This window comes from Desulfosarcina ovata subsp. ovata, assembly GCF_009689005.1.
Classification (GTDB): Bacteria; Desulfobacterota; Desulfobacteria; order Desulfobacterales; family Desulfosarcinaceae; genus Desulfosarcina; species Desulfosarcina ovata.
The window spans coordinates 864,971-889,374 of the sequence record NZ_AP021879.1 but is presented as its reverse complement, the minus strand read 5'-3'; the positions used below and the strand labels follow the sequence as shown (position 1 = coordinate 889,374).

At 53.0% G+C, this 24,404-nt stretch carries 20 protein-coding genes and 1 pseudogene; 10 read left to right on the top strand and 11 right to left on the bottom strand.

Annotated features, from left to right (window positions below):
* Positions 1 to 31 precede the first annotated feature (31 nt).
* From tnpA to GN112_RS03835, 5 genes and pseudogenes are all read left to right on the top strand, one after another.
* Positions 32 to 358 (top strand): IS66 family insertion sequence element accessory protein TnpA, encoded by a 327-nt coding sequence (tnpA, locus tag GN112_RS03855; RefSeq protein ID WP_155309026.1) that lies wholly within the window; start codon positions 32 to 34, stop codon positions 356 to 358.
* The gene (gene tnpB / locus GN112_RS03850; protein ID WP_155309025.1) at positions 355 to 702 is read left to right on the top strand and encodes an IS66 family insertion sequence element accessory protein TnpB; all 348 of its coding nucleotides are present in this window, start codon (positions 355 to 357) and stop codon (positions 700 to 702) included. Before tnpA ends, tnpB begins: the two co-directional genes overlap by 4 nt.
* Before the next feature lie 63 nt (positions 703 to 765).
* Positions 766 to 2,314: pseudogene (gene tnpC / locus GN112_RS03845) on the top strand (IS66 family transposase).
* Positions 2,315 to 2,618: 304 nt separating this feature from the next.
* Entirely contained in the window at positions 2,619 to 2,795 is a 177-nt protein-coding gene (locus GN112_RS35105; RefSeq protein ID WP_155314123.1) for a ParA family protein, read from the top strand.
* A gap of 436 nt (positions 2,796 to 3,231) precedes the next feature.
* Entirely contained in the window at positions 3,232 to 4,953 is a 1,722-nt protein-coding gene (locus GN112_RS03835; RefSeq protein WP_197743248.1) for a transposase, read from the top strand.
* A 310-nt stretch (positions 4,954 to 5,263) separates the two neighbouring features.
* On the opposite strand, the gene GN112_RS03830 is transcribed toward GN112_RS03835, so the two are convergent.
* The 10 genes from GN112_RS03830 to GN112_RS03785 form a co-directional block, all read right to left on the bottom strand.
* A complete protein-coding gene (locus GN112_RS03830; protein ID WP_155309024.1) occupies positions 5,264 to 6,148 on the bottom strand; it encodes a sugar phosphate isomerase/epimerase family protein in 885 nt (294 codons plus the stop codon).
* The gene (locus GN112_RS03825; protein ID WP_155309023.1) at positions 6,148 to 7,482 is read right to left on the bottom strand and encodes an alkaline phosphatase family protein; all 1,335 of its coding nucleotides are present in this window, start codon (positions 7,480 to 7,482) and stop codon (positions 6,148 to 6,150) included. Before GN112_RS03825 ends, GN112_RS03830 begins: the two co-directional genes overlap by 1 nt.
* Positions 7,483 to 7,516: 34 nt before the next feature.
* Positions 7,517 to 8,389 carry a UbiA family prenyltransferase gene (locus GN112_RS03820; RefSeq protein WP_162458773.1) on the bottom strand — a complete coding sequence of 291 codons (873 nt, stop codon included), beginning with the start codon at positions 8,387 to 8,389 and terminating at the stop codon, positions 7,517 to 7,519.
* Positions 8,382 to 9,212: a sugar phosphate isomerase/epimerase family protein gene (locus GN112_RS03815; RefSeq protein ID WP_155309021.1), complete on the bottom strand. Its 831-nt coding sequence runs from the start codon at positions 9,210 to 9,212 to the stop codon at positions 8,382 to 8,384. Before GN112_RS03815 ends, GN112_RS03820 begins: the two co-directional genes overlap by 8 nt.
* 121 nt (positions 9,213 to 9,333) lie before the next feature.
* The gene (locus tag GN112_RS03810) at positions 9,334 to 10,533 is read right to left on the bottom strand and encodes a prenyltransferase/squalene oxidase repeat-containing protein (protein WP_162458772.1); all 1,200 of its coding nucleotides are present in this window, start codon (positions 10,531 to 10,533) and stop codon (positions 9,334 to 9,336) included.
* 66 nt (positions 10,534 to 10,599) lie between these two features.
* The gene (locus GN112_RS03805) at positions 10,600 to 11,817 is read right to left on the bottom strand and encodes an inositol-3-phosphate synthase (protein WP_155309020.1); all 1,218 of its coding nucleotides are present in this window, start codon (positions 11,815 to 11,817) and stop codon (positions 10,600 to 10,602) included.
* A 797-nt stretch (positions 11,818 to 12,614) separates the two neighbouring features.
* A complete protein-coding gene (locus tag GN112_RS03800; protein WP_155309019.1) occupies positions 12,615 to 14,030 on the bottom strand; it encodes a sigma-54-dependent transcriptional regulator in 1,416 nt (471 codons plus the stop codon).
* On the bottom strand, positions 14,008 to 15,441 hold the full coding sequence (locus tag GN112_RS03795) for a sensor histidine kinase (protein ID WP_155309018.1): 1,434 nt from the start codon (positions 15,439 to 15,441) through the stop codon (positions 14,008 to 14,010). The genes GN112_RS03800 and GN112_RS03795 overlap by 23 nt, the downstream gene beginning before the upstream one ends.
* A complete protein-coding gene (locus tag GN112_RS03790) occupies positions 15,441 to 16,277 on the bottom strand; it encodes a TatD family hydrolase (protein ID WP_155309017.1) in 837 nt (278 codons plus the stop codon). Before GN112_RS03790 ends, GN112_RS03795 begins: the two co-directional genes overlap by 1 nt.
* Positions 16,278 to 16,347: 70 nt before the next feature.
* Positions 16,348 to 16,608, bottom strand: coding sequence for a hypothetical protein (locus GN112_RS03785; protein ID WP_155309016.1), 261 nt, complete (start codon positions 16,606 to 16,608; stop codon positions 16,348 to 16,350).
* Positions 16,609 to 17,465: 857 nt separating this feature from the next.
* Here GN112_RS03785 and GN112_RS03780 point away from each other — a divergent pair.
* Complete coding sequence (locus tag GN112_RS03780) at positions 17,466 to 18,107, top strand: PEP-CTERM sorting domain-containing protein (protein WP_155309015.1); 642 nt, start codon at positions 17,466 to 17,468, stop codon at positions 18,105 to 18,107.
* 122 nt (positions 18,108 to 18,229) lie between these two features.
* Positions 18,230 to 21,088, top strand: a complete 2,859-nt coding sequence (locus GN112_RS03775) for a hypothetical protein (protein ID WP_155309014.1) — start codon at positions 18,230 to 18,232, stop codon at positions 21,086 to 21,088.
* A 148-nt stretch (positions 21,089 to 21,236) separates the two neighbouring features.
* Here the strand turns inward: GN112_RS03775 and GN112_RS03770 are convergent, their stop codons facing one another.
* A complete protein-coding gene (locus GN112_RS03770) occupies positions 21,237 to 21,992 on the bottom strand; it encodes a hypothetical protein (protein ID WP_155309013.1) in 756 nt (251 codons plus the stop codon).
* Positions 21,993 to 22,090: 98 nt separating this feature from the next.
* Between GN112_RS03770 and GN112_RS03765 the strand changes: the two genes are divergently transcribed.
* From GN112_RS03765 to GN112_RS03755, 3 genes are all read left to right on the top strand, one after another.
* Entirely contained in the window at positions 22,091 to 22,891 is an 801-nt protein-coding gene (locus tag GN112_RS03765; protein ID WP_155309012.1) for a YdjY domain-containing protein, read from the top strand.
* Positions 22,892 to 22,907: 16 nt separating this feature from the next.
* Entirely contained in the window at positions 22,908 to 23,603 is a 696-nt protein-coding gene (locus tag GN112_RS03760) for a TVP38/TMEM64 family protein (protein ID WP_155309011.1), read from the top strand.
* A gap of 296 nt (positions 23,604 to 23,899) precedes the next feature.
* The gene (locus GN112_RS03755; protein WP_155309010.1) at positions 23,900 to 24,265 is read left to right on the top strand and encodes a cupin domain-containing protein; all 366 of its coding nucleotides are present in this window, start codon (positions 23,900 to 23,902) and stop codon (positions 24,263 to 24,265) included.
* Positions 24,266 to 24,404: the final 139 nt, after the last annotated feature.

Sequence of the window (24,404 nt, the reverse complement as noted above, 5' to 3'; positions counted from 1 at the left end):
AATATGCTCCTCAAAAACAAGAGGAGGCCTCATGCCGGAAGAAATCGATCAGATCAATACTCATCGCAAGCGCAGCTTCTGGGAGCATCATCTTGGGCGGTGGCAACAAAGCGGCCTGAGCCAGCGGGCATATTGCAGGCAGAACGATCTCAAACCCCACCAGTTTTATTACTGGCGACGGCGTATCCTGAAGCCGCGGCCGGATGTTTCGTTTTTACCGGTGACGCTGCCTGCGGATTCGGTTCGACAACGTCACGGCGTCCGCATCCTCATGGCCAATGGGTGTGCTATTGAACTGGAAGGATGGGACCAGCATGCGGAACTGAGGCAGTTGGTCGCCATGGTGGCGGCTTTATGATACTGCCCCGCAAGCCCAAACGGGTCTTTCTGGCAGTAGGCCATACGGACATGCGCAAGTCCATCAACGGGTTGTCCGTTTTGGTTGAACGGGCCATGGACCTCGATCCGTTTGCCGGCGATCTTTTCGTTTTTTGCAACCGGCGCCGCAACATGGTCAAAATTCTTTACTGGGATAAAAACGGTTTCGCCTTATGGCACAAACGGCTTGAGAAGCATCGATTCCACTGGCCCACAACCACGGACGGAGTCGTTTCCCTGAGAACGAAAGAACTGGAATGGCTGCTCGCCGGGTTGGATTTTACGCGTGCTCATGCGCAATTAAGATACCGTTTCGCAAGCTGAAAAAGGCCCTTCAAAAACATAATAAGTATATACAAATTCAATTGGTTATGCTATAAAACGGGCATGTTTTCAGAATCGACCAGCCTGCCCGATGACGCGCAGTCACTCAAGCAGATCATCTCTTCTCAACAGCAGCAGATCGACTATTTGCAGGAGATGGTACGACTGCTGAAAAACGAGCTGTTCGGCCGTAAAAGCGAATCCCTTCCCGCAGTCAATGCCAATCAGTTGCCGTTATTCGAATCGAATGCGCCGGTCGAACCGGTTTCAAATGACGATGACATTGTGGTCCCGGCGCACACCCGCAAAAAGCGCGGTCGTAAACCGCTGCCCGCGGATCTGCCCCGGGTCGAGATTGTCCACGATTTGCCCGAAGCGGAGAAACGCTGCGCATGCGGCGCCGAACTGAGCCGCATCGGTGAAGATACCTGTGAAAAGATCGATTATATTCCTGCCAAGATGCAAGTGATTCGCCACATTCGCCCCAAATACGCCTGTAAACACTGTGAAGGCGTTGAAGACGATGGCCCGACGGTCAGGATCGCGCCGCCGCCGGTACAACTGATCCCCAAGAGCATCGCCACCGAGGGCTTGCTGGCCCACATCGCCGTCTCCAAGTTTGCCGATGCGCTTCCCCTGCACCGCCAGCAAAAGATATTTGGCCGGATGGGTATTGGCCTGTCGCGGGCAACCCTGGCCAACTGGATGATCCAGGCCGCCGGTTGCTGTCAACCGATCATCGAATTGCTTACGCAGGAAGTTCGAAGCGGGCCATTGATCAATGTTGACGAAAGTCCGTTTCAGGTGCTGCGGGAACCGGGCCGAAGCGATACCACAAAATCATATATGTGGGTGTTTTGCGGCGGCCCGTTGGATGCACCGGCAATACTATATCAGTACCACCCCACGCGCAGCGCAAAAGTGGTGCAGGATATGCTCGACGGCTATCTGGGTTATGTTCAAAGCGACGGCTACAGCGGCTATGACCAACTGTCCCGGAAGCCGGGCATTATCCATCTCGGATGCCTGACGCATGCCAGACGCAAATTTATCGAGGTGAACAAGGGGCGTAAAGCGCGCGGCAGACAAAAATCTTGCCGATGAAGCGTTGGATTTTATTGGCGCATTGTACGGCATCGAAAAGGTTGCCCGTGAAAACGACTTGACGGATGAAAAGATCCACGACCTGCGACAGGAGAAGGCCAAGCCGATACTGGACCGGTTCAAAACCTGGTTGGACACCTATCATCCACAAGTTCCCCCAAAGAGCCTTTTGGGCAAAGCGATCCAATACTGCCTGAACCAATGGGATAAATTGGTGGTTTATATCGACGCCGGGTTTCTGAAACCCGACAACAATGTTGCCGAAAACGCCATTCGTCCATTTGTGCTGGGCAGAAAGAACTGGTTGTTTTCGGGAGCCCCAAGGGGAGCGGAGGCCAGCGCAACCTTCTTCAGCCTGATCGAAACCGCCAAGGCCAACGGACTTGAGCCCTATGCCTATCTTCGCTACCTGTTTGCGAAACTGCCCTTTGCCAAGACGACGGACGACTATCGGGCGCTTTTACCGAAAAATATCGACAGGGACGCTCTGGCCGCCATGCGCCACTGATTTTTACTTCTTCCCCTCGATGATCGCTTACCCTGGACTGTTCAAGATGCCCCCCATGTTCTACCCCACCATGCCAGATTTTTTAGGACTTGAGAAGATGGGGTTTATAGGACGCTTACTCTGCAACATCATTGGTGGTGCTGGAAAAACCACAATTGTTTGAACTTGCCCGGTACGTTTCACGAAAATGAACCACATGGATCAGCAGTGTTCTCTAAGTTCATCCTTTCTTCAGCGCATCCATCGTATATCCCAAGTATGAACAGACATCCTGCGTGACGACCAAGTGCTAACGTAGACCCGCATTCAAACGGCGAAATATCCAGAGATCGACCTCCTCCCCGCCGGTTTTAGCCTCGCCGACATGGAAACCAAATTGGTTGCAACAAGGGATTTCCATTATTACCGTACCGACAAGCTGGGCGAAGTCCATAATCAATATGATGCCGTTCTGATCGATTCACCACCCCATCTAAGATAGCCAAAAATACAACTTAATTTAGCATTTATGCATTACATTTTAATAGCAGCTATCTTAACCTATCCATTATTGAAGATTTGTAATGATAAACACCGATTTTCGCATACCCCCATTTCATTACTATTTTTTAGTTTAGCAACAATCCCTTTTTTTGACAATTGGTTGATATTTAAGGCGGTTACAAATTATTTCAAATCAATTTAACCATATTGATGTTATATTTTATGACGTAATAACGACAATAAATATATCATTAAACTTCTCATTATGTTTCATATTGTAAATACGTAAATCTTCCAAATAGCATTTAACATACTTAAAAATATAATAAATTGTGAGTTTTAATTTTCTCGTTTTGACAACAGTAGAGCGGGAAGTAAATGTTTTATGAAAATTTTGATTGACATCTATAACGTCATTTGGAATAACATAAAACATGCGTGATGAAAAATTTTTCATGTATCCCAAATTCGAATGGCAGCGACGATATGAGGCTTTGAGGTCGCTATTTGTTGATCGACTTCCGCACAAGGTTGTCGCGGATAGGTTCGGTTACTCTCCAGGATATATACGGCTGCTAAAGCATCAATTTGTGCATGGGAAAATCGATCTTGCTGAACCGGTTACATTAGGCAAGGTACAAAGAAGACGTGTTTCGGCTGAGACCAGAGGCAAAATAGTCCAATGGCGGAAAATGGGGCTTTCTTCTGGTCAAATCACCGAACTTCTAAGCGATGACGGAGTGGAAATCTCCGTTAGGACTGTCGAGCGGGTCATCGCCGAGGAAGGGTTTCCCAAATTGTCCCGGCGCACGCGTATCAGAACCGGTAAGACGGTCAAAGGCGCAGAAATTCCAGAAAAATCCGAAAGTTTGACCTTATCCGATCTCGATGGCCAGCGTCTAACTTCCGAAACCGCCGGCGTTTTTCTTTTTGCGCCCTTTCTATGTCAGCTTGACCTTGCAGGTATCGTGAATTCTGCCAGACTTCCCGGCAGCAAGGTGATTCCAGCGGTAAACTACTTGCTTTCATTTCTTGGTCTGAAACTGATCGGCACGGAACGATATGCCCACGTCACAGATCATGCCTTTGATCCTGTTCTAGGGCTTTTCGCTGGACTCAACAGATTGCCTAAATGTACGGCCATGTCCACCTACTCATACTCACTTGATAAAGGGCATATCCAGCGGATACAAACGGCATTTATAAAAAATGCCACAAAATTGGGCCTTTACGACGGTCAATTTGTCAATCTTGATTTTCATACAGTACCCCATTTCGGCGATGAATCAGTCCTGGAAAAACATTGGGCCGGGGCGCGGGGCAAACGCATGAAGGGTGCGTTAACCCTTTTTGCCCAAGACAGCAAATCAAAGCTCATCCTTTACACTGATGCCGATATAAAAAGCAGCGAATCGGATAACCAGGTTCTTGAGTTTTTGTCTTTTTGGAAATCAATTAAGCGAGGCGTCAAACCAACACTCGTCTTCGATTCGAAATTTACGTCATACTCCAAGCTTTCCGAACTCAATTCGAATCACGATGTGAAATTTATCACGCTTCGTCGTCGAGGCGGAAAAATGATTCACAATATTGACAAGTTGGAAGGATGGAAAAAAATACACATCCCTCATGAGAAAAGGAAATATCCCAACCCACTGGTACACGAATCGTCCATAACGCTCAGACATTACACCGGAAAATTACGACAAATCATTGTCCGTGGTAATGGCCGCGAGAAGCCCACCTTTCTTATCACCAATGATTTTGACATGTCTTTGGAGTTGTTGATCGGAAACTACGCCAGAAGATGGCGAGTCGAAAATGGCATAGCAGAGGCCGTCAAATTCTTTCACTTGAATGCTCTATCATCGCCCATCCTTACAAAGGTACAATTCGACATCGCTTTGACAATGGTCGCTGACACCCTTTACACCATGCTCGCAAAAAAACTTCGAGGGTTCGAAGATTGCGATGCTCCAAAAATCTATCGGCATTTCGTACGGGGCAAGGGCGATATCACTATTGATGGGCAAACCGTAACCGTCAAATATCCCAAACGCGCCCACAATCCGATCCTTCGTCAGGTGCCTTGGAATAAATTACCGCTACGCTTGCCTGGTGTGAGTGGTACAAAGCTAACCTTAAATTTTGGCTAATGCCTGGGGATGAATGATGTTATATTTCTATGACGTTTAACGCTACGCGAAAATCGGTGATAAACAAAAATCGAAACAGCCATAATAATCACATCTTTGATTGACATGAATAGTCACATTGCGCGGATGGGTTGAAGGTATTTCCTTGATCCCCAACCATCTACAAAAATCAATGCGCCAAGCTGGGACCCCCCCTGAAACGGTTCTCGCCGGAACGGATGGAGGCCTTTGCGTCCCGCCGGTGGGAATATTATCTTTGCAAAATTGAGAGCATTTTCATTAGGCCGAGAGTGCCAGGCCATGCTGTTGATCATGCGCCAAGTCGGCATCTCGGGGAAGACGTATCGGAATCAGAAATAGAAAATTGGAGATATTCGGACAAGAATGTTTTTGCCGACCTTGCCGTTTCGACGGCCTGATGACTGTGGCGGCTCAATTCCACACACACCGGACCGCTGTAGTTGATCTCCTGCAGCGCTTGAAAAACAGATAGGAAATCGACCTCGCCATCTCCGAAGAACAGATGGTTGTGCCGGTCTTTTTTCATGTCCTCGAGGTGGATATTGATGATATCAGCCCTGTATTGCCTGATGCATTCGGCAACACTGATAGGTTCGGTAATCAAGGCGTGGCCCACGTCCAGGGTGAGTTGGAAAACAGAGTTGCCCACTCGAGTTTTTAATCGTTTAAAATCCGTTAGCGTTTCAATGAACATCCCGGGCTCAGGTTCGAATCCCAGAGGCATCCCCTTATCGGATGCATAATTCGACAATTGTCGGCATCCGTCCACCAACCACTTCCATGCAAGATCTTTTTCGACGTTTTCTGGCTTAGCACCGGACCAGAAGGATACCGCCGCGGCATCCAGTTCCACCGCGATATCAACCACCCGTTTCAGGAATTCCATCCGTTGAAAGCGCTTCCCATCACCATCTGACAGAAGCGTGGGTTCGTGCTTCTCCCACGGGTTGAGGAGAAAACGGGCCCCTGTCTCGATGACACATGAAAGTCCAAGATGATCGAGCTGGCGCTTTACATCCCGGAGCTGTTGATCCAAGGATGGGTCCCATGGATCTAACGCCCCATGATCCAGGGTGATGGCCACACAGTCATATTCCAACTGGCCGATAATCGCTATAGCATCGGCCAGCCGATGGTGGGCGAACCCGTTGGTATTGTAGCCCAAGCGAAACATCAGGAGATGAGCACCTGTTCAAGGATCGCGGATACATCGACCATCGGGACGGGTTCGGTCAATTCCATTCGCTCCCCGGCGTCTCCGCCGATCATCAGCATGGCCATCTGGTCTCGATCCCGAGCGGGAAGACCGTGACTGCCTTTGATCAGCGTCGTGTCCGAGAAGATCTTGAACGTTTTCTCGTCAATGAACAGTTCCAGCGGATCGTAGCCCGGCTTGCGGTGAATATCCACATGATCGGCGAAATCCGGGGCTTTCCCGGAATCCAACCACCAATAATAGGCCAACCATCGATCCGGGTCGGCCAGGACGATCAATTCGCCGGACCTCCGATGATTGACATGGGCGCGGTGCTTTCTTTCCCCGTCCCATAAGGCTTGAATGCCCGGTGTGCCTTGCAAGAGAGAGGCAACCGCATCACAATCGTTCTCATCGTGCACATAGACATGGGCGATCTGGTGATCCACCATGGCAAACGCCCGGCTGAATTCAATGTCCAGGTATTCTCGGCCTTGGATTTCCCGGACGGCCAACAGTCCCGCATCCCTGAGAATACGATTGGGTGAAACGGCATCGGAAACGGGCGAGAGGGCGTATTCCGAAACCACGGCCAGCGTCGTGCGATCATCAAGTCCCATATCGCCAAGGGCGTCCCTGAAATTGCCGATCAGCGTATCGGCGATTTTAAGATCTTCGACCACCCGGGAGTCATCGGGACCGTATTTCTGGCAGGAGTAGTCCAGATGGGGCAGATAGACCATCATCAGATGCGGTCGGTGGCGACGCATGGTGGCAACGGCACTGTCGATGATCCAGCGAGAGGCGTTTGGAGATGCAAAAGGTCCCCAGTAATCGAACAAGTTGAACGGCCCGATCTCTTCGACCAGTGATTCATAATACCCGACGGGTTTGGAATAGCACCACTGGATCAGTTCATGCTCGGCGTGCATGGGCTTGGGGGTGACGATGATGTCGGCTTGCCCGTGCAGGGTGTTCTGCCAGAAGAGGACCGCAGTGGTCATGTCCGGCCGCCGCCGCTTGATACGCTCCCACAGCGGCCGGCCCTGAACCAGAAATCGGTGCTGGTCCCAAAAACTCACTTCCATCCGATTCCGGTCATAAAACCCGTTGGCGACGATGCCATGCTGTTCCGGCCAGCTTCCGGTTACGAGGGAAGCCTGGGCCGGCAGGGTCAAGGCAGGAAAGACAGGGTCCACAGGGACTGCCAGACCGTTGCTCATCAGATCCGAAAAGTTGGGCAGTTCCCTCAACAGGTTGAGATATTTTGGGGAAAGCCCCACGACATTGAATACTACCAGATGTTCGGTCACATTTTCTCCTTACGGCCACGGCGGCGAGAATTTTTCAGGTAATGTAAAATTTTTTGGAAATGACGACCGCCGGAATCAACATGGCCCCGACCAGCGCCCCCCATGGCCAGGGACAGACGCCCGCCACCAGGATACCGTCCAAAACGACCAGCGCCATCAGCAGCCATTTGACGGTCCATTGCATGTTACCGGGAGACGGCCGAACGGACAGACGGGCCAGAAGCGCCATCAGCAGGACGGCCCAGAGGCTGCACAAACGCAATCCCAACCGGTTGGGGAGGACGCCGCCAAGCTGCAAGGCACAGTACAGGATCGGAACCAGGGTGAGGGATATGCCGCAAACCACGATCCCCCGGCTGTCATTGCCCTGTGTTTCCGAGCGGCTCAGCGCGGTCACGCCGAAGATATGAACCCCGGACAGCAAGGGAATCGTGAAGCTTGCCACAGATAGCGAGGCGGTGGAAAGTCCCAGAAGAAGATTCAGGTACCGGCAGGCCCCCATGTTTGCGGGCCCCAGCCAGTCATGCTGTTTCATGGCCCCGTCATAAGAGCAGATGGCAACGGCCAGCAGCAGGCCGACCAAAAAACTGGGCCACCCCGCCGATAGGGAAAACAACAGACCGACGCACAGCAATCCAAATCCGATGGAAAACGCCGTACGGCGTTCGATGCGTCCCGAGGGGATCGGTCGTCCAGGCCGCTCCCGGGCATCGATCGTTGCGTCGAAAGCATCGTTGAGGGCCATTCCGGCCGCGTAAAAACAAGAGGAGGCCACGATCAGCAGAAGAAGCGCCGGCATATTCGAAGCGGCTGCCCCGGCAATGAAAAAACCGGCAAGGATATCTGCCTGGGCGGTGAAAATTCCCGGGATCCGCACCAGTTCCAGAAGATCTCTGGGGTTAGGCACAGCCTTCCAATCGGCGTAGGAATCGCCTGGACCGCTTGGCGATTTCCGGGGCCGTTTCCTGATAGGGATAGAGTTCGACAGTGACATATCCATTATACCCGATGGTGTTGATCTGATCGAGGACCTTGGAAATATCGATGCCCCCTTCACCCAGCATGATGTGGCGATGCTCCCGGGTCAGGGGAATATCTTCCAAGTGGAAGTGGCGGATGTAGCCTTGCAGTTCCGCGATCTTGAGGCAGGGGTCCTCGTTGACACAGTAAAAATGGCCCACATCGAAGTTTAGGCCGATTCCATCCGAGCCAAAGCCATGAATCAGCTTGACAAATTCATCCGCCGTCTCGATTAAGAGCCCGGGTTCCGGCTCAATTAAAACGGTGACTCCGCAATTCACAGCGTGGGGGGTCACTTGCGCCAATCCGTCCATGAAAATTTCCATTGCCAGTTCGCGTCTCATCCCATTGACCGGCCCGCCAGGCTCAGTGGAAATAGTAGGAACGCCCAGTTTCTCTGCCAAACGAATGCAGCGAATGGTATATTCGATTCGCTGCCGCCGGAAGTCACGATCCGCTTCGATCCAGGAAGGATGATGGAAGTCTTGCACAGCACACATCATGAAGGCATTCAAATTGGCGATCTCCAAATCCTGTTTGGCCATAAATCGTTTGATATCTGCCACATCGGCCTTGCTGAGATGGTAAGGCCAGGCGTGGGGCGTATCGCACATGATTTCCAAACCGGCATAACCGGCAATAGAGATATGTTCGGCTGCTTCTTGCAGACTGAAGTTCCGAAATGCATTCGAACTGAACGAGAACTGCATGATATGCGCCTCTATTATCGGAATCGTCGTGAGTCGTCTTAAAAAAGCGCAACTGGGCATTGGGCGGTTCCACTGAAAAAAGAAACCGCGGCGAACGAAACTACAGGCGGTTGCTATCGAGCTATGTGACGATCATGTTCAATGCAATCAACGAATAGGCGGTCACCAGAACCGGATCGTTCTCCCACCAGCGTCCGCTGTCATTGATCCAGGAGCCGTCCCCTTTCTGCTTTTCGACCAGTTTTTGGGTCAGCTCTTTTCGCCAGTCGATCCACTGCCCGTTTTCGGCGGTCAAATGATCGACCTGCAGGACCGTCAGCGCTTTGGCCATGGTGTGGTAGTAGTAGAAAAGGCCCTGCTGGCCTAAACCGGGGTTTTCTTCCAGGGTATAATTGTTTTGAATCCAATCATAGGCCGCCGTCACCCGCGGGTCATCCTTTTTGAGATCGGCGTAAATCAGGCTCAGCAATCCGGCATAGGTCATGGACCCGTAGGATCGAAGGGCCACCTTCCCATTGGGGAGCTTCTGTTCACCGGCTTTGCTGTTGCCCGGAAAGTAAACGAAGCCGCCCTTGTTGTCTGGATCGCCGCTGGCCCACGCCTGGTCATTATGGGTGGGAAGATTCTGACACCGTTGGATGAATTTGAGGGCGGCGTCCCAGTCCAGGGACTTCTTTTCGAACCCTTTGAGATCCTCGAAGATTTGAATGTGCTGGTCCGATTCGAGGAACTCGCTCATGCGAAGCGCCTCCAGGGCCAAGTAAGTGTTGGACATATCCGAATGGTCCTTGGTTCCGTAGCCGATCCCGCCGTCGTAGGGGTCGTCGGTCTGGCCTTTCTTGCCGCGGTCTTCCTGCAGGGAGGCCACATAACTGCGGGCTTTAGCGATGATCGGGTAGTAGGCCGGATCACCGGCGGCGATTAACGCCAGCATGCTGATGGCCGTGTTGTAATTCGGGAGTTTTTCTTTGTATATCGACCCGTTTGCCTGGGCATTGCCGACGATAAAATCCAGGCCTTTTTGGATGAAGGCCGGCCGGGGGGCCGATGGGTCAAAGTCCGGCGCGGTGAAGAAAGCATAGAGCACCAGTCCGGTCAGGGCCGGGAAATCGGGATTCGACCAGGACCCATCCGGATTCTGCATCTTTTTCAGGAAGGCGAACCCATTGGTTTGGGTCCGGTCGACCTCCTTGCTCAGCGATATGTCACTGTGGGTGGAAGGCAGCGTTCCGGAGATGGCCGGCAATGGCAAGCCCCAGAAAAAAACGATCAGAAGGCAAGCCATTCCCGTGGTGATCATTTTATTACGGTATCGAATCATCGTGTTTCGTCCTTTCTTTTCCAAATTCAGTTGAGCGAGTCGCATCGCGTAGAAGCGGTCAGCAGATCAATTGAGCGCCTCAAGAAGTCCATCCCGAGATCCCTGTTTGATCTTCTGTTCGGCATAGTCCTGGAGTCGCTGGAACTGGCGGTGGAGGTCATGCTCTTCGACGCCCACCGGCGATTTGAAAAAACAGGCCAAATGCTGCATCAAACCGGACTCCCCCTGCTGTTTGGCAAACAAGCCCAGCCGAATCAGATCCAACACCAGCGGCGCGGCCAGGGCGCTGTCGCAGCCCTGCCAAGTGAACTGGAGGGTCATCCGGGTATTCAAAAAGCCTTCAAAATGGATGAAATCCCAAGCGGTCTTGCGGTCTCCCAAAGAGGGCACATAATCGATGGAAACCTGGGAGTGGGGTCGGTAGCCCAAAATGCGGGCCAGGGCCTTGTCCTTGGAACGAATTTTCGATTCTTTGTTTTCGGCGTGGGCCAGCACGGCACCATCCATGTTTCCGAGAATGTTGTATCCCTGCCAGCTGAGCACATTCAGGTTGCGGCAGGCAAACATGGGGGCCAGGGCGGTTTTCACCAAGGTCTCGCCGGTCTTGCCGTCGCTGCCCATCAGGGGCACACGCTTTTTTTGCGCCAGGTCAACCAACCCTGAAAACATGGCGCACTGTGACGGCGTGAAATTGATATAAACGGCGCCGGCATCGATGGCCGCGTAGGCATAAAGGGTGCTGGCCCGGACCGCCGTGCGGTCATCCGTTTGAATGGCCCGTTCCAGGCCCGCCAGGGACATATCGGCGGCTGGACCATCGATGGGCGGTTCGGTGGAGGCGAGGTTGACCACCACCAGGTTTTCTAAATCGTTGTCAGCCTTGAATCGTTCAATGTCGGACGCCAGACCGGCAATGAGGTCCACAAGACTTCTGCCGTTGAGCATCGACCGATCCGCGGCCAGTTCCTGAATCGCCGAACCGCTGTTGAAAGCGGATCCGGGGAAAATATTTCTGGCGATGGCATCCAGATCATTCTGGATGATCGGAATTTGGGTCGCGTCAAACGGGCCGATGTCGCCGAGGATGCGGCCGATGGCCGCATGGAGATCCATTTTACGGATATCCCACCCGCCAAAGATCAGATCCCCTGGATCCTCGAGGTCCAGTCGCGAAAAGGGATCCATGGCGGTCACCATACCGGTCTGCCCGCACAGCCCGTGTTTCATCGCCGAAACGCCCACCATGGCGGTCGTGGCCAAATGGCCCATCGCGCCTACGATCATGACTCCTGATTTTCCATTCAAAACGGCACCTATGAAGGTTCTCCCGCCAAGGCAAGGTTTCCGCCCAAGCGGTTACGGTTGAAATCAATGGTGAAGAAATAGGGAAAACCCCTGTCGACGTGTCGACCCGGGTTTCTGAAAAGAAACGCACTTTGAAAGGGGAATGGGGCAACCCGTAATTGGGGGCGGGCTGCCCCGGGAACAAAAAGGGGATTATTCTGTTCGCTACAAATTTCAGAGAACTTGATCTACTGCACCTAGTCATTTGCACATATTTCAATAATATTTAGTTGGTTATGGCAATTTCCCATTTTCATTTATCGGAAAATATTGGCGGCATCAGCTTCGTTGCGGTGTCAGGAAATAATTTTTTAAAAATTTATGAAATCGAAAATAATCAATTGGTTATAAACTTTGTATCAGTTTTTTCCTGACACCAAACGGAAAAATCGTGCCAATTCTGATAACAGTTGTAATGGTTGGTGCCACATTATTTTCCCAGAGGTAAAGTGCTCTGAATTTAGAAGCAAAAAGTGGACCAGCTTGATGTTTTGGCTGTAGGATCGCTATCGATCGTGCAGCAGCAATCCGAATATCATACCAACAATTTGTATTCACTTATTTTTTTGGATCTACAGGAAAAATCGAGGGGCCGTCGAGAGGTTGAGCTGGGAACGGGTCACGCTGTTTTCCTCCGGTCAATCTGTACAAAAAATGTCAGTGGCTGTGTAATTTGTATCATATTTGCGGACCATGACCACCGCAGCGATCGAGGAAGACTGCGGCGCCTGCGCGCCTCAAAGGGCATATTCGGCCACCTTCTTTCTCAACGTCGACCGGTTCATGCCGAGCAGCGCCGAAGCCTGCACCTGATTGTTGCCGCAGGCGGCCAGGGCTTGTTGGATCAATGTTTTTTCCACACGGGCCATGATGTCGCCATGCAGTCGGCCGGGCGAAAATCCATCCGGATGGTTCCGGGCGGCAAACCACGCCGCCGCAGCCGCTTCCACGGACAGCGGCACGCTCTGAGGGCCGACCGTCTTTTCCGGGGAATCCATGATCTCCAGGCGGTGGATGCCGATGGTATCTCCCCGGGTGAGGATGGCCGCGCGCTTGATCACGTTTTCCAGCTCCCGGACATTTCCGGGCCAGCTGTGAGCCAACAGCCGGTCCATGGCCGCGGCCGCAATGCCGCTGATGGTCTTGCCCAGCTCCTGATTGGCCTTGGCGATAAAGTGGTCGGTCAAGCGGCCGATGTCCTCCCGCCGCTCGCGAAGCGGCGGAAGTTTGAGGGTAATGAGTTGCAGCCGATAGTAAAGGTCGCTCCGAAACCGGCCGGCCTCCACCTCCCGGGAAAGGTCCTTGTTGGTGGCGGCGATCACCCGGGCCTGAATGGCGATGGCATCCAGTCCGCCCACCCGCACGATTTGACGCTCCTGAAGCACCCGCAGCAATTTGATCTGCAGGGGCAGCTGCAGTTCGCCGATTTCATCCAAAAAAATGGTCCCCTGTTCGGCGAATTCGAACTTGCCGATCTTGCGGTCGGCCGCGCCGGTAAAAGCGCCTTTTTCATGCCCGAACAACTCGGTTTCCAGGAGGTTCTCGGGCATGGCGCCGCAGTTGATGGCCACGAACGGGTGGTCCTTGCGGCGGCTCTTGAAATGGATCGCACGGGCCACCAGTTCCTTGCCCACGCCGCTTTCGCCTTCGATGAGCACCGGAACATCATTGGTGGTCAGCAGGCCGATCATTTTATAGATGTCCTGGATGGACTGGCTTTTGCCGATGATCGTGTTCGAGTCGTCCGGCCCGGTCAGCCGATCGTTTTCCGGGACCTCGATCCGTTCCGCTGTCCGGGTCTGGAGGATGCGATCCACCAGATCACCCACGGCATCCAGATCCATGGGCTTGGTGAGGTAGTCATAGGCGCCCTGCTGCATGGCGGTAATGGCCGTGTCCATGGTGCCGTGGGCGGTCATGACCACCACCTGGGTGTCCGGGGCGGCCGAATGGATATCGCCGATCACCGCCAGGCCGTCGCGACCCGGCAGGCGCACATCCAGAAACACGATGTCCGGCCGTTGGGACCGCACCGTCGTGAGGGCATCTTCCGCCGTGGCAGCCGTCGCGGTGGCATGACCGCGATCCCTTAAAAAGGTCGCCAGGGCGAAACAGATGTTTTCTTCGTCATCAACGATCAGTATCGTCGCCATCGGTAGCGCTCTCGTCGGGTTGAAGGGGCAGCCGCAAGGTGGCCCGCGTAACGCCCGTTGCCAGATTCTCAAGGGTCAGGGTGCCGCCGTGGGCCGCTGCGATCTCACGGCTGGTGGACAACCCCAATCCCAGCCCTTCCGGCTTGGTGGTCACGAACGGATCGAACAACCGATCCCGCTGGTCCTCGGCAATGCCTTCCCCTTGATCGTCCACGCAGATGCAGATCGAATCGCCGGCCAGGCGGGTTCGGAGGGTGGCGACCCCGCCGGCGGGCATACTGTCCATGGCGTTGAGCAGCAGGTTCCAGAGCACCTGCTTGACTTTGTCCGGATCCAGGGTAACCCGGGGGAGGCCGGGTTGGCAATCCTTTTGCAGTTGAATTTTTCGATGGGCCAGCTTGGGCTGGATCAAGGGCAGGAGCTGGTCGACCAGCGGGTTGATCTGCGTCGACACCAGGGCCAGGGCGGTGGGTTTCATGCGGTTGGCCAGGTCCCCGACAATGCGTTCCAGCCGGGTGATCTCTTCCAGGATCGAGCGAATCATGGCCTGGTTTTCCGGTACGTCCTGCAGCCGGTCGCGCAGCAGCTGGCTCAGCATCTTGATGCTGGAAAGGGGGTTTTTGATTTCGTGGGCCATGGCTGCGGTAATCTTACCGGCAGCGGCCAAACGGCTGCTCTGGGCCACCTTGTCCCGGTATTCGCTCAGCCTGCGGCTCATGGTGTTGACCGCTTCCGCCAGGACCCGCAATTCGGCCACCGCCGGCAGGCCCGCCTGGCGTTCGAAGCGGCCATCGGCGATCGCTTCGGTCACCGTGACCAGCTCATCCACCGGGCGGCTCACCGAGCGGGCGATCCAGTACCCCATAATCACGACCAGCAGCACACCGCCGGCGCCGACCAGGACAATCCGGGCGGTAAAGGCGGACAGCAGAGCAGCGGCGTCGCCCATGTCGGCCAGCACCCAGAGCATCGTGGGCTGTTCGCCGGCGGCAGGGTCGGGCATGGTCCGGACGGTGACCAGAAACGGGCGCCGGTCCAGGAAAACCTTCCGCTGCAGCGTTTGCTGGTTGGAAACGGAAATCGTCTCGTAGAGCCGGGCTGGATCGAGCTGCCCCAGTAAGGTTTCCACCGTTTCCGGCACAACCGTGGTGGCCTTGACGCTGCCGTCCCCGGCAAACACGACGATGTCGCTGTCGATGGCGTCCCTGAGCTTTGCCAGATAAACGGGATTGAACACGAACTGGGCATTGGCCAGCACCCGGCTGATGCGTTGGGACTGGGCCTCCAGCCGCCGGTCCATCAACCGGTCGAGGGTGTGCCGGCTGAGCAGCAGGGATACGATCCCCACCACCACGATCAAGCCGACAAAGGGCAGCATGATCCGCAGGTGCAGCCGGTTGAACGCCGTCATCAAACGGCCCAGGCCTCTTGACGGGGAACGGTGGGTTTCTGTTTGAACTTGTCGCTCTGTCCCAGAAAAAAGCAGGGGTTGTTGTAGAACACCGTCTCCACGTTACGGATATCGTGACCCCGCCGGCGCATCTCGAAGATGGCGTCGTGCAGGGTGCCGGGATCCGACGGCCCCCAGTCTCCCGAGGCATCCACCATCATCTTCTCCAGGCCGTAGATCTCGATGGCGTCCACTACCCTCCCGGGGGAATTCTTGGTGATGGGGTAGATGGTCATGGAGGCCCAGAATCCGGCGTCCCGAACCATCTTCAGGGTGTGCTCCTCGCAGTGGTCGAAGCAGACCTTCTCGGGGTCGATTCCACCGTGGCCCGTGAGGTAGTCCACCATCATGCGGGTGCCCTTGAGCTTGTCCTTGAGATGCGGGGTGTGGATCCAGATCAGCACGTCGTGCTTCAGGGCCACCTCCACCTGCTCCTCGAAAACGGTCATCTCGTTGGGGGTGTTCAGGTTCAGGCCGATCTCGCCCACCCCCAAAGCATTGGGTTTTTCCAAAAACTCGGGAATGAAGGCGATCACCTCCCGGGAAAAGGCCACGTCCTCGGCCTCTTTGGGATTCATGCAGATCCAGCAGTAGTGGTCGATGTTGTACTGGGCGGCCCGGGTCGGTTCGAAGGTGGTGATATGGGTGAAGTAGTCGTAAAACGCCTCGGGCGAGGTGCGGTCGTAGCCGGCCCAGAAAGAGGGTTCGCAGCAGGCCACGGTGTGCATGCGGGCCATGCGTTCGTAGTCGGCGGTGGTGCGGGCGATCATGTGGATATGGGGTTCGATGACAAACATGGTTCTTCTCCTTGGATCGGTGTCCTCGAAAAAGGATTGATTGGCTGATATCCGGATGTACCCGAACCGGCTATTTTTCCGGATCAGAAAACAAAAGCTGGAACCGCTCTCCGCGGTAGCCGGCAGTATCCTTGATGATGTCGCAGGCGGCGATCAGCTGCCCGATCCGGGGATCGGCAAAGGCCTTGTCGCCATCCGGCGCCCGCTGGATGCGGTCCAGAATGGAGGCCGTCTCCAGCAGGTGGGAACGGGCGTAAAGAAAGTACATGTCCAGCAGTTCCGGGCCCGTTTTGGGCGACCGGAGTTTGGGGATTGGATGTTGATCGGCCATGGTTCGCTCCTTATTTATATAGTAGAAGAACACAAGGGAACTTTGGTTTGCCTATTTAGCCTGCATGCTAAAATTGTGTCAATAATTCTCCTTAATACAGCTGCAGCACCTAAGAATCGACACAAAATGTAAACAACTGAATCAAAAACATATTCGGATTAAAATAATAAAAACACCAACACGTGGATTCATTCAATCACCACTAAATATTTAAACGATTATTGACTAATTTTATCGAGATATTACTCATATTACTCAAATTCAATCAAATCTGATAATAAAATCGTAATCATTCCTATAACACATTCTTAATTATTTAAAATTGTTACAAGTGTAACCCCACACACACCGCAAGCAGATAGGAAAATTTTTTCTCAACGATATAACTAATTTTTCATATTTTAGAGGTTCAATGATTACTGAACAACACCCATCATTTCTTAAAAGCATTTGATTCTAATGCTTTACAGAGAAAAAAAAACGGTGCCAACGGCCGGCATTAAATTTGCTTTATCTTGCCTGAGATCCACGTGCACAATTAAAATGAACATTCTGTTTGGTTGCTTGCAACTGAAACGGTGCCCTGCGGTACGTCTGCTGAACTCAAGTGACTCCTCACATAGTCCCTATTAGCCAGACACAGATGGCCTTTGGACGGACAGATTTAGTTTGTTGGTATTTAGTGGTGTGCCACACGATGCACGGTGAGATCATGCTCTTTCATAGGCGTACAATTGCAACGCATCGGATTCATTCAACTCACAGCGGAACCAATGAAAGGAGGTGGAAAAAGAATATTGTGTAGAATTTTTCCGGAACCGTGATTTTAACAAATGCTCCAAGGAGGTTATGACTAAATGAAACGAAAATGTTTATTAAGCCTGTCAGCGGTGTTGATAGGGCTATTACTGGCTATGCCCGTTTCGGCTACGATTATGTTTGATGAAGTACTGCTTGGAACTTCTAACCCAACCATCACAGACTCAGACACCGGCCTTGCCGTTTCTTTCTTCGCCGGAGACCCTCTTTATTTGGAAGATGCCTATACCGACGATGGGTGGAGTCCCGGCGATGCTTATCTTGCCAGCGGAATTGGCAGCGACTACGGCTACGACACATTCATCGGCGCCACGGTTGCAGATGCCTTTGAGTTCGAAAGCGTCTCTTTTGATATTCTTGCAGAAAGCTTCTTACCGGATTCAACCACATTGAACGTTGCGGCTGTATCGGGAGGGTCTATCGTCGCCAGTAATTCTCTCACTGTCTACGACGAAAATTACTACAACATCTCCGTCTCCTTTGCCACCGGTTTTGACACCCTTTATATCTGGGATGATCCGGACGATTTGGGGTTCGGTGAGTTTTTCCATATCGACAACTTCTATTTTACTGAATATGACGGGGGTGCGCCCGTTCCCGAACCGGCTACCCTACTTTTACTGGGCACTGGGCTGTGCGGTCTGGTCGCGGCCACGCGGCGTAAAAAAAGGAGTGTTTAATCCGGAAGGAAAAAAAACGAGCTTTGAAAGGGATTAGAGAGGATATTGCCGGATCGGGATCGATTGGGGGATCGGCCCGGCCTGGACAACAAAAGATTCATCGACATGGAAAGGGGATTTTCATGAAAAAGATTTTTCTGTTTTTTGGATTGATAGCAACGCTATGCCTGACCACCAATGCCATGGCTGCTGTCATGGTGCGGGTCCAGCCCAGTGGTGCCACGATTCCATCGGCATACACATTGGTAGGGGAGGAACGCACCCTGTTCGGCAATGCGGAAGGCGCTGTATCGGGCACCTACCAATACATGTGGGACTTCAGCGACGGCACTAGTACCGCCTGGGCCGCAGTGGCCGATCCCCGCTACATCAGCACTACCAAAACCTTCGGCTCATCGGGCCTCAACTGGGCCCGGCTAAGCGTGCGGGATGCGGCCGACAGCACGGATATGGACAGTGCGGTCATCGAAATGCAGACCCTGTCCGTAGACACGCTTAACCGCCAGAAGAACTCTGCCGTGGACCGGGGACTACGGGCTCTATATTTGGCAGAAGAGCCCGGAGCAAACGGAAGTGTCTGGGCAAGTTCGAACTATCCTGTAGCCACGACAAGCATGGCATTGATTGCCTTCGAAAACCACAAACACAACCTTGAGGCCGACGACGATGACATTTACAAAAAATCGGTTCAAGAGGGATTGCGGTGGCTGTTTAATGATGCCTATGAAGTGGAACTTTCCGAACAATCATGTATCGGCGATCCCGAAGGTGTGCCCGGCGATCCGGAATCGGATGATCTGGACACGGATAACGACGGGTACGGTATTGCATTTGGCAGCAGTTGGACAGAGGGCTATGAGGTCGGGCTGGCCCTGCTGGCCATTGCCAATAGTTGTAGCGAAGAGGTAGCTCGGACCACAACGGTAAGTTCTTTCAATGCCTTTGTAAACGGCATGAATATGCATGATGTAGCCATCGATCTCAAAGATTTTCTTGCCTTTGCTCAGTCTGATAGCTCGTCCAGCGGATATCAAGAATATTCTTGTTCGGCATCGGACCTTGGTCCAACCGCTGACGACTTTGGACAATTTTATGGTTGGAGTTATGATGGCGGCAGTACATTTCTTTACCAAGATTACTATGTATACACATATAATTATAATCGGACCGTCGATTGTAGCCAAGTAATGTATCGCATTAACTGGGGCGACGGTACCGAGGACGTCTTTGCCCCCGATTATTGCGATGTAAATTATTTTTACGCCTATGGCTACGGCCCGGAACACACTTATGCGCCAGGCATCTATGATACAGAGGTCAGTTACTCTGATAATGGCGGAGAGTCTTGGTATACGATCTGTGCCGCTCAAATAGAAATTGCGGATCAGGGAGACTGTAACCCCAACGGTGACGGTTGGCGGTACAGTAGAAACTATGGATCGTCAGATAACTCGGTATCCCAATGGCCAGTGCTGGGGTTGGAAGAGGCCGAAACCCGGTGGAACATCCATATTAACCCCAAGGTCAAAGCAAGGTTGCGAGACTGGCTGGCCTACACCCAGGGCGATACCACCGGGGGATTTGGCTATGACTACCCTGGCAGTTGGGAAAACTTCGGCAAAACTGGCGCCGGTTTGGCAATGCTTAAATATACGGGTTATACGCCGACGGACACTAATGTTCAATCTGCTCTGACTTTTTTAGACAACAATTGGAACGTAGCAGGGGATGACGGCAACTTGGGGGCATACTACCATATGTACGCCTTCTATAAAGGAATGAAATATCTAAACCTAAGCGATTTGGCAGGTCGAGATTGGGAAACCCTTTACACCGAATACCTTGTTGGAGATCAAAATGCCAATGATCGCTGGTACGATCACCATACATGGCTGCCGATTCCGGATCCAATGTCCACTGGTGCAGCACTAGCCATGCTGGCACCTGCCGTTGGCGGCCTGCCTCCAGTGGCTGAAGCTGGTGGTCCATACGGGCCGGTCAATGCCGGTCAGGATGTTATGCTCGACGGGTCTGGCTCTTACCACCAGGATCCGGCGCAAAACATCGTTACCTACCAGTGGGATTTCAATGCCGCTGACGGCCTGTGGTGGGAAAGTGCCGGGTCCCCGGGTGCCGGTGAGGGCGCAACCGGGTTGACGGCCAATGTCAACTACCCGGATACCGGCGCGGATGAAACCTATACGGTGACTTTGCGGGTCATTGACGACAGCGACCCGGTGCAGGACGATACGGATACGGCCACCGTCGAAGTGACCAGCGGCAATGTGCCGCCGGTAGCCCAGACCGATGGCCCCTGGGCCGGCCTGCCGGGCGACACCATCGTATTCGACGGCAGCAGTTCTTACGATCCCAACGCCTGTACCGATGCTGGCAACCCCTCCTGCCTGGGTGACAGCATCGTTTCCTTCGAGTGGGATCTGGATGGCGACGGTAACTACAATGAGGCTAACGGTGACGATGGAACGCCGGTCACACCCGGCGATTACAGCGTTGTCCAGAAGCTGTTCCCGAATCCGGTGTCCCAGTCAATCACCTTGAGGGTTACCGACAGCCACGGACTTACGGATCAGACCTCTCCGCAGGTCAACATCGTGTCGATTGCCCTGGTCTATGCTCAGGATTATAATTACTGTTTCCGCGAAGCAATCTCCAGGACCCTTTACCGGTATGGCATTGTGGTGGATTTTTCCAACCTGGGAACTGGCGTTGCCGAGAATGTTGTGGTGACCCTAACCCAGGCGCCCACCAATTTGACCATTCTGAACGACACTGCGGTCTTGGGCAGCATGGCTCCGGGAGACGTGGTAACGACGGCATGCGATCCGGGTGCGATGAGTGCTGAAATCGAAGTTCAACTTAACCGGCGCATCGCTCCCACGGGAGATTGGCGCTGGAAAGCGGAGTTCGACTTCAATGGGCAACACTATATCGTTGACAACCTGCCGGCCCTGGCACCGTAATCGAAAGGGCTAAACGGCCGGATGAAACCAAACGCCGCCGGAAATATCCGGCGGCGTTTCTATGTACCAAGAGGTGAGCATTCCGAGAATTCGGAAAACCAAAGAAACCAGATCGTTTATGCCATTGAAGGGTTCAATTAAATGCTTGCTAATTCATGAAGGGAACCATTTCATTTTCAATAGCGAGTTGCTGACCGTATCTCCCCCCCTTATGGAAAATGGTGCCGACCAGGCTTTTGGTAACGTCGGAGGAAATACCGGGCTGCCGTACCATGGCAAATAACGCGTCCACCACATCCCTGGCCAGCGTGCCGTCGACTTTGGGCAGATAGGAGCTGATGCGAACGACTTCCGTTGGATTGTCGAGGTTGCTTTGCAGTATTTCCAAAAGTACAGGGGACGCTTTCTCACTTCCGGAGCGACCCAGCATCTGCATTAACATGTGCCGCTCCTGATTGTCAGCGACACCCATTGTCAGTGACGCCAACGCATCACCAGCCCAAGGATCCCCATCACGGGCCATTTGAGAGAGACGGTTTGCCAGTTGTACGAATTCCTCGGGAGAGAGGTCGAAAAGAGCTTGGCCACTGTCGACCAGTTCGTATAACTGATCAGGCAGCATGTTCCTGATATCTTCCCTAACGGGTATACTGGTGCCATCAACTTCGGGTAGAGACTGTTCGGGCAAACGGTGTTGAACCTTTTTTGTATACTCAGGCTGCTGGATGGATTCTTTTTTTGAATCTTTGCTTTCCAGCGTCTTATCTTCCTGGGAGGGAAGTGGTTTTGTTGTTACTGTCGATGCTGGTGTCAATTGCCTATCTTCTGGTCCCTTTTCGAAAACAAACAGATAAACAAGGGTAACCAAAGAAACTGCTGAGATTGCAATAAAAAACTTTTTCACGATATTCCTCCAAGCGTTTGAATGATTTTCAATGCGTTGGTATTCAATTGAGATATTAGTTCAACGCCAGCCTGTCAACAACATAAAAGGAGAGGTGAATGAGAACATCCGGACCTTTATTTTCGATTATTACAACAATGATTCTCGCTGTTTTTATGGCAGTTGGTTACCCTTTCGAATGTGTTATGGCTTCAGATGGTGTTAAAAAGGACCAGGTCCAACAAAACGCGCCCAAACCGGCGCCCGGGCGTGATGCCCCCCTGTGGGAAAAAGGCAAGCCACTCAGAATGGATCAAATGCCCCCAATCCGAAAAATGGGAGAAGGCAGGCTGCTCATCGGCAATATCGTCATCGATAAACACATTCCGATGATTACCGTAAGAGGAGAGGTCAATATGGATAAAGGATTGGTTGAATATCTGGCCTGCGGATATCGGGGAAAGCTCCATGAAAGTGTATTGAAGATTGATGCCGAGCCTTTTTATTTGAATATAGCGCTGCTTTTGGTTGGACTGGAACCTGGTGACAGGAAACTGGAAAGTCAGGGTGAAGATTCCATCCCTGAAGGCGACCCTGTTGAAATATCCGTTCAGTGGGTCGACGAAGCCAAGAAACGCCACACTCGCCGTGCGGAAGATCTCATATTTAATCAACAAACCGGCAAATCCATGCAACATACCGATTGGGTATATACCGGCTCGAAAATAGTTAATGGCAGGTTCATGGCACAAATCGAGCATTCTATCGCATCAACCTATCATGACCCGTATGCGCTGCTTGACCACAGACTGCCAACCGGCAGTGATGACCGTCTCTATTTTGTCAACGAAGAAATTGTGCCGCCAAAAGGGACCAAGGTGGTTATGATCATCAAACCTGCAGGCGCTGAACAAAAATAACCTCATGGGATAAATCGTGAAACTCGCCGCCAAACTATTTTTTATTGCCGTCCTTTTGGGCGTCATCTTTGCCGCCTCCTTTGAATTGTGGGGCGCGAAGCTCGAACTGCTGTTCAGCCAGGAGGCCTGCGCCCAATGGTTCGACCAGATCCGGACGTGGGCCTGGCTCGTCGGCATCGGTCTCCTGATCGGCGACATTCTCCTACCGATCCCCGCCACCGGCATCATGGCCGCATTGGGCAGCGTCTACGGGGTATGGATGGGAGGACTGATTGCGGTCGTGGGATCGGCCGGGGCCGGATTCACAGGATACGGCCTGGCCCGGCTGGCCGGAGAGAAAGGCGCCCGTCTGCTGGCCAGCGAAGGGGAATTGATGCGCTTCAAAACCGTATTCGACCGCTGGGGCGGCTGGGGGATCATCGTCAGCCGGATCCTGCCCATCCTGCCGGAAGTGATGACCATCCTGGCCGGCCTGGCGCGCATGGATCTCAGACGATTCAGTGCCGCCCTGTTGCTGGGCACCCTGCCCACCTGTCTGTTGTTCGCTTTTCTCGGGCATGCATCCAAAGGCGATCCGGGATACGGCGTTTTTTTGGCGGTGGTCCTGCCCTTGCTACTGTGGCCCATTTTCCTCTTAATTACAAAAAAACAGCGGGTTGAATCGGGTGATTTGACAAAACCGATCGCGGAAGGAGGCCGCGCCTGCGATTGAGGCGATGGCGGCTTTTAAAAAACGTCGGCTCATGGACCGGTCTTGGTATTACCCCCCTCACCCTGTCCCTCTCCCCAAAGGGGCGAGGGAAGGTTTGCTGCACCCGCCTTTACTCATGAAAGGCATGGGAACGCTTGCACGCCATTTTCTTAACTCAGGGGGCCGGTGAATGCTTACCGCGACCGTTGGTAATGAATGGATAAGTGTTGCTCGCCGCAGCTCCCTCTCCCATCGAGGCGAGAGGGCCGGGGTGAGGGGTGGCAAATAAATCCTTTCAGAAAAAGAGGGTGAATCACATGAAGAAAGAGCCCGTGGTCCGCTACCGCGCCCAAACCGATGAACTTTCCTGCCCCTACGGCAATGTGCAGCGCATCGTCACCGGCGGCGAGAGCGGTATCGCCAACGTGCACGTGGTAAAGGTCACCCAGGGCGACCCCCATCTGCATGACGCCTACGAGGAGGTGTACTATGTCCTGTCGGGCAGCGGTAGGATCGTCATCGGCGGAACCGAATACCGCCTGGATCCCGGGGCAGTGGTTACCATTCCTGCAGGCGTGCCCCACTCCCTGGCATCGGATGATGACACCCCCCTGGAATTCATCATTTTCGGTACGCCTCCCATGGACATGAATGACAAACGTGCAATACCTACCACACCATGATTGTTTATGTGGTTCAGAGAATACCGATAAGCTGTCACTGTTTTAAACAAGAGCTTTGTATTTCAAACCTACCCAAGTTTGTTTTGGTTATCCCACAAAAACGGCTTTCACAAGAATTTGGTATAGCTTGCCAGCCCTC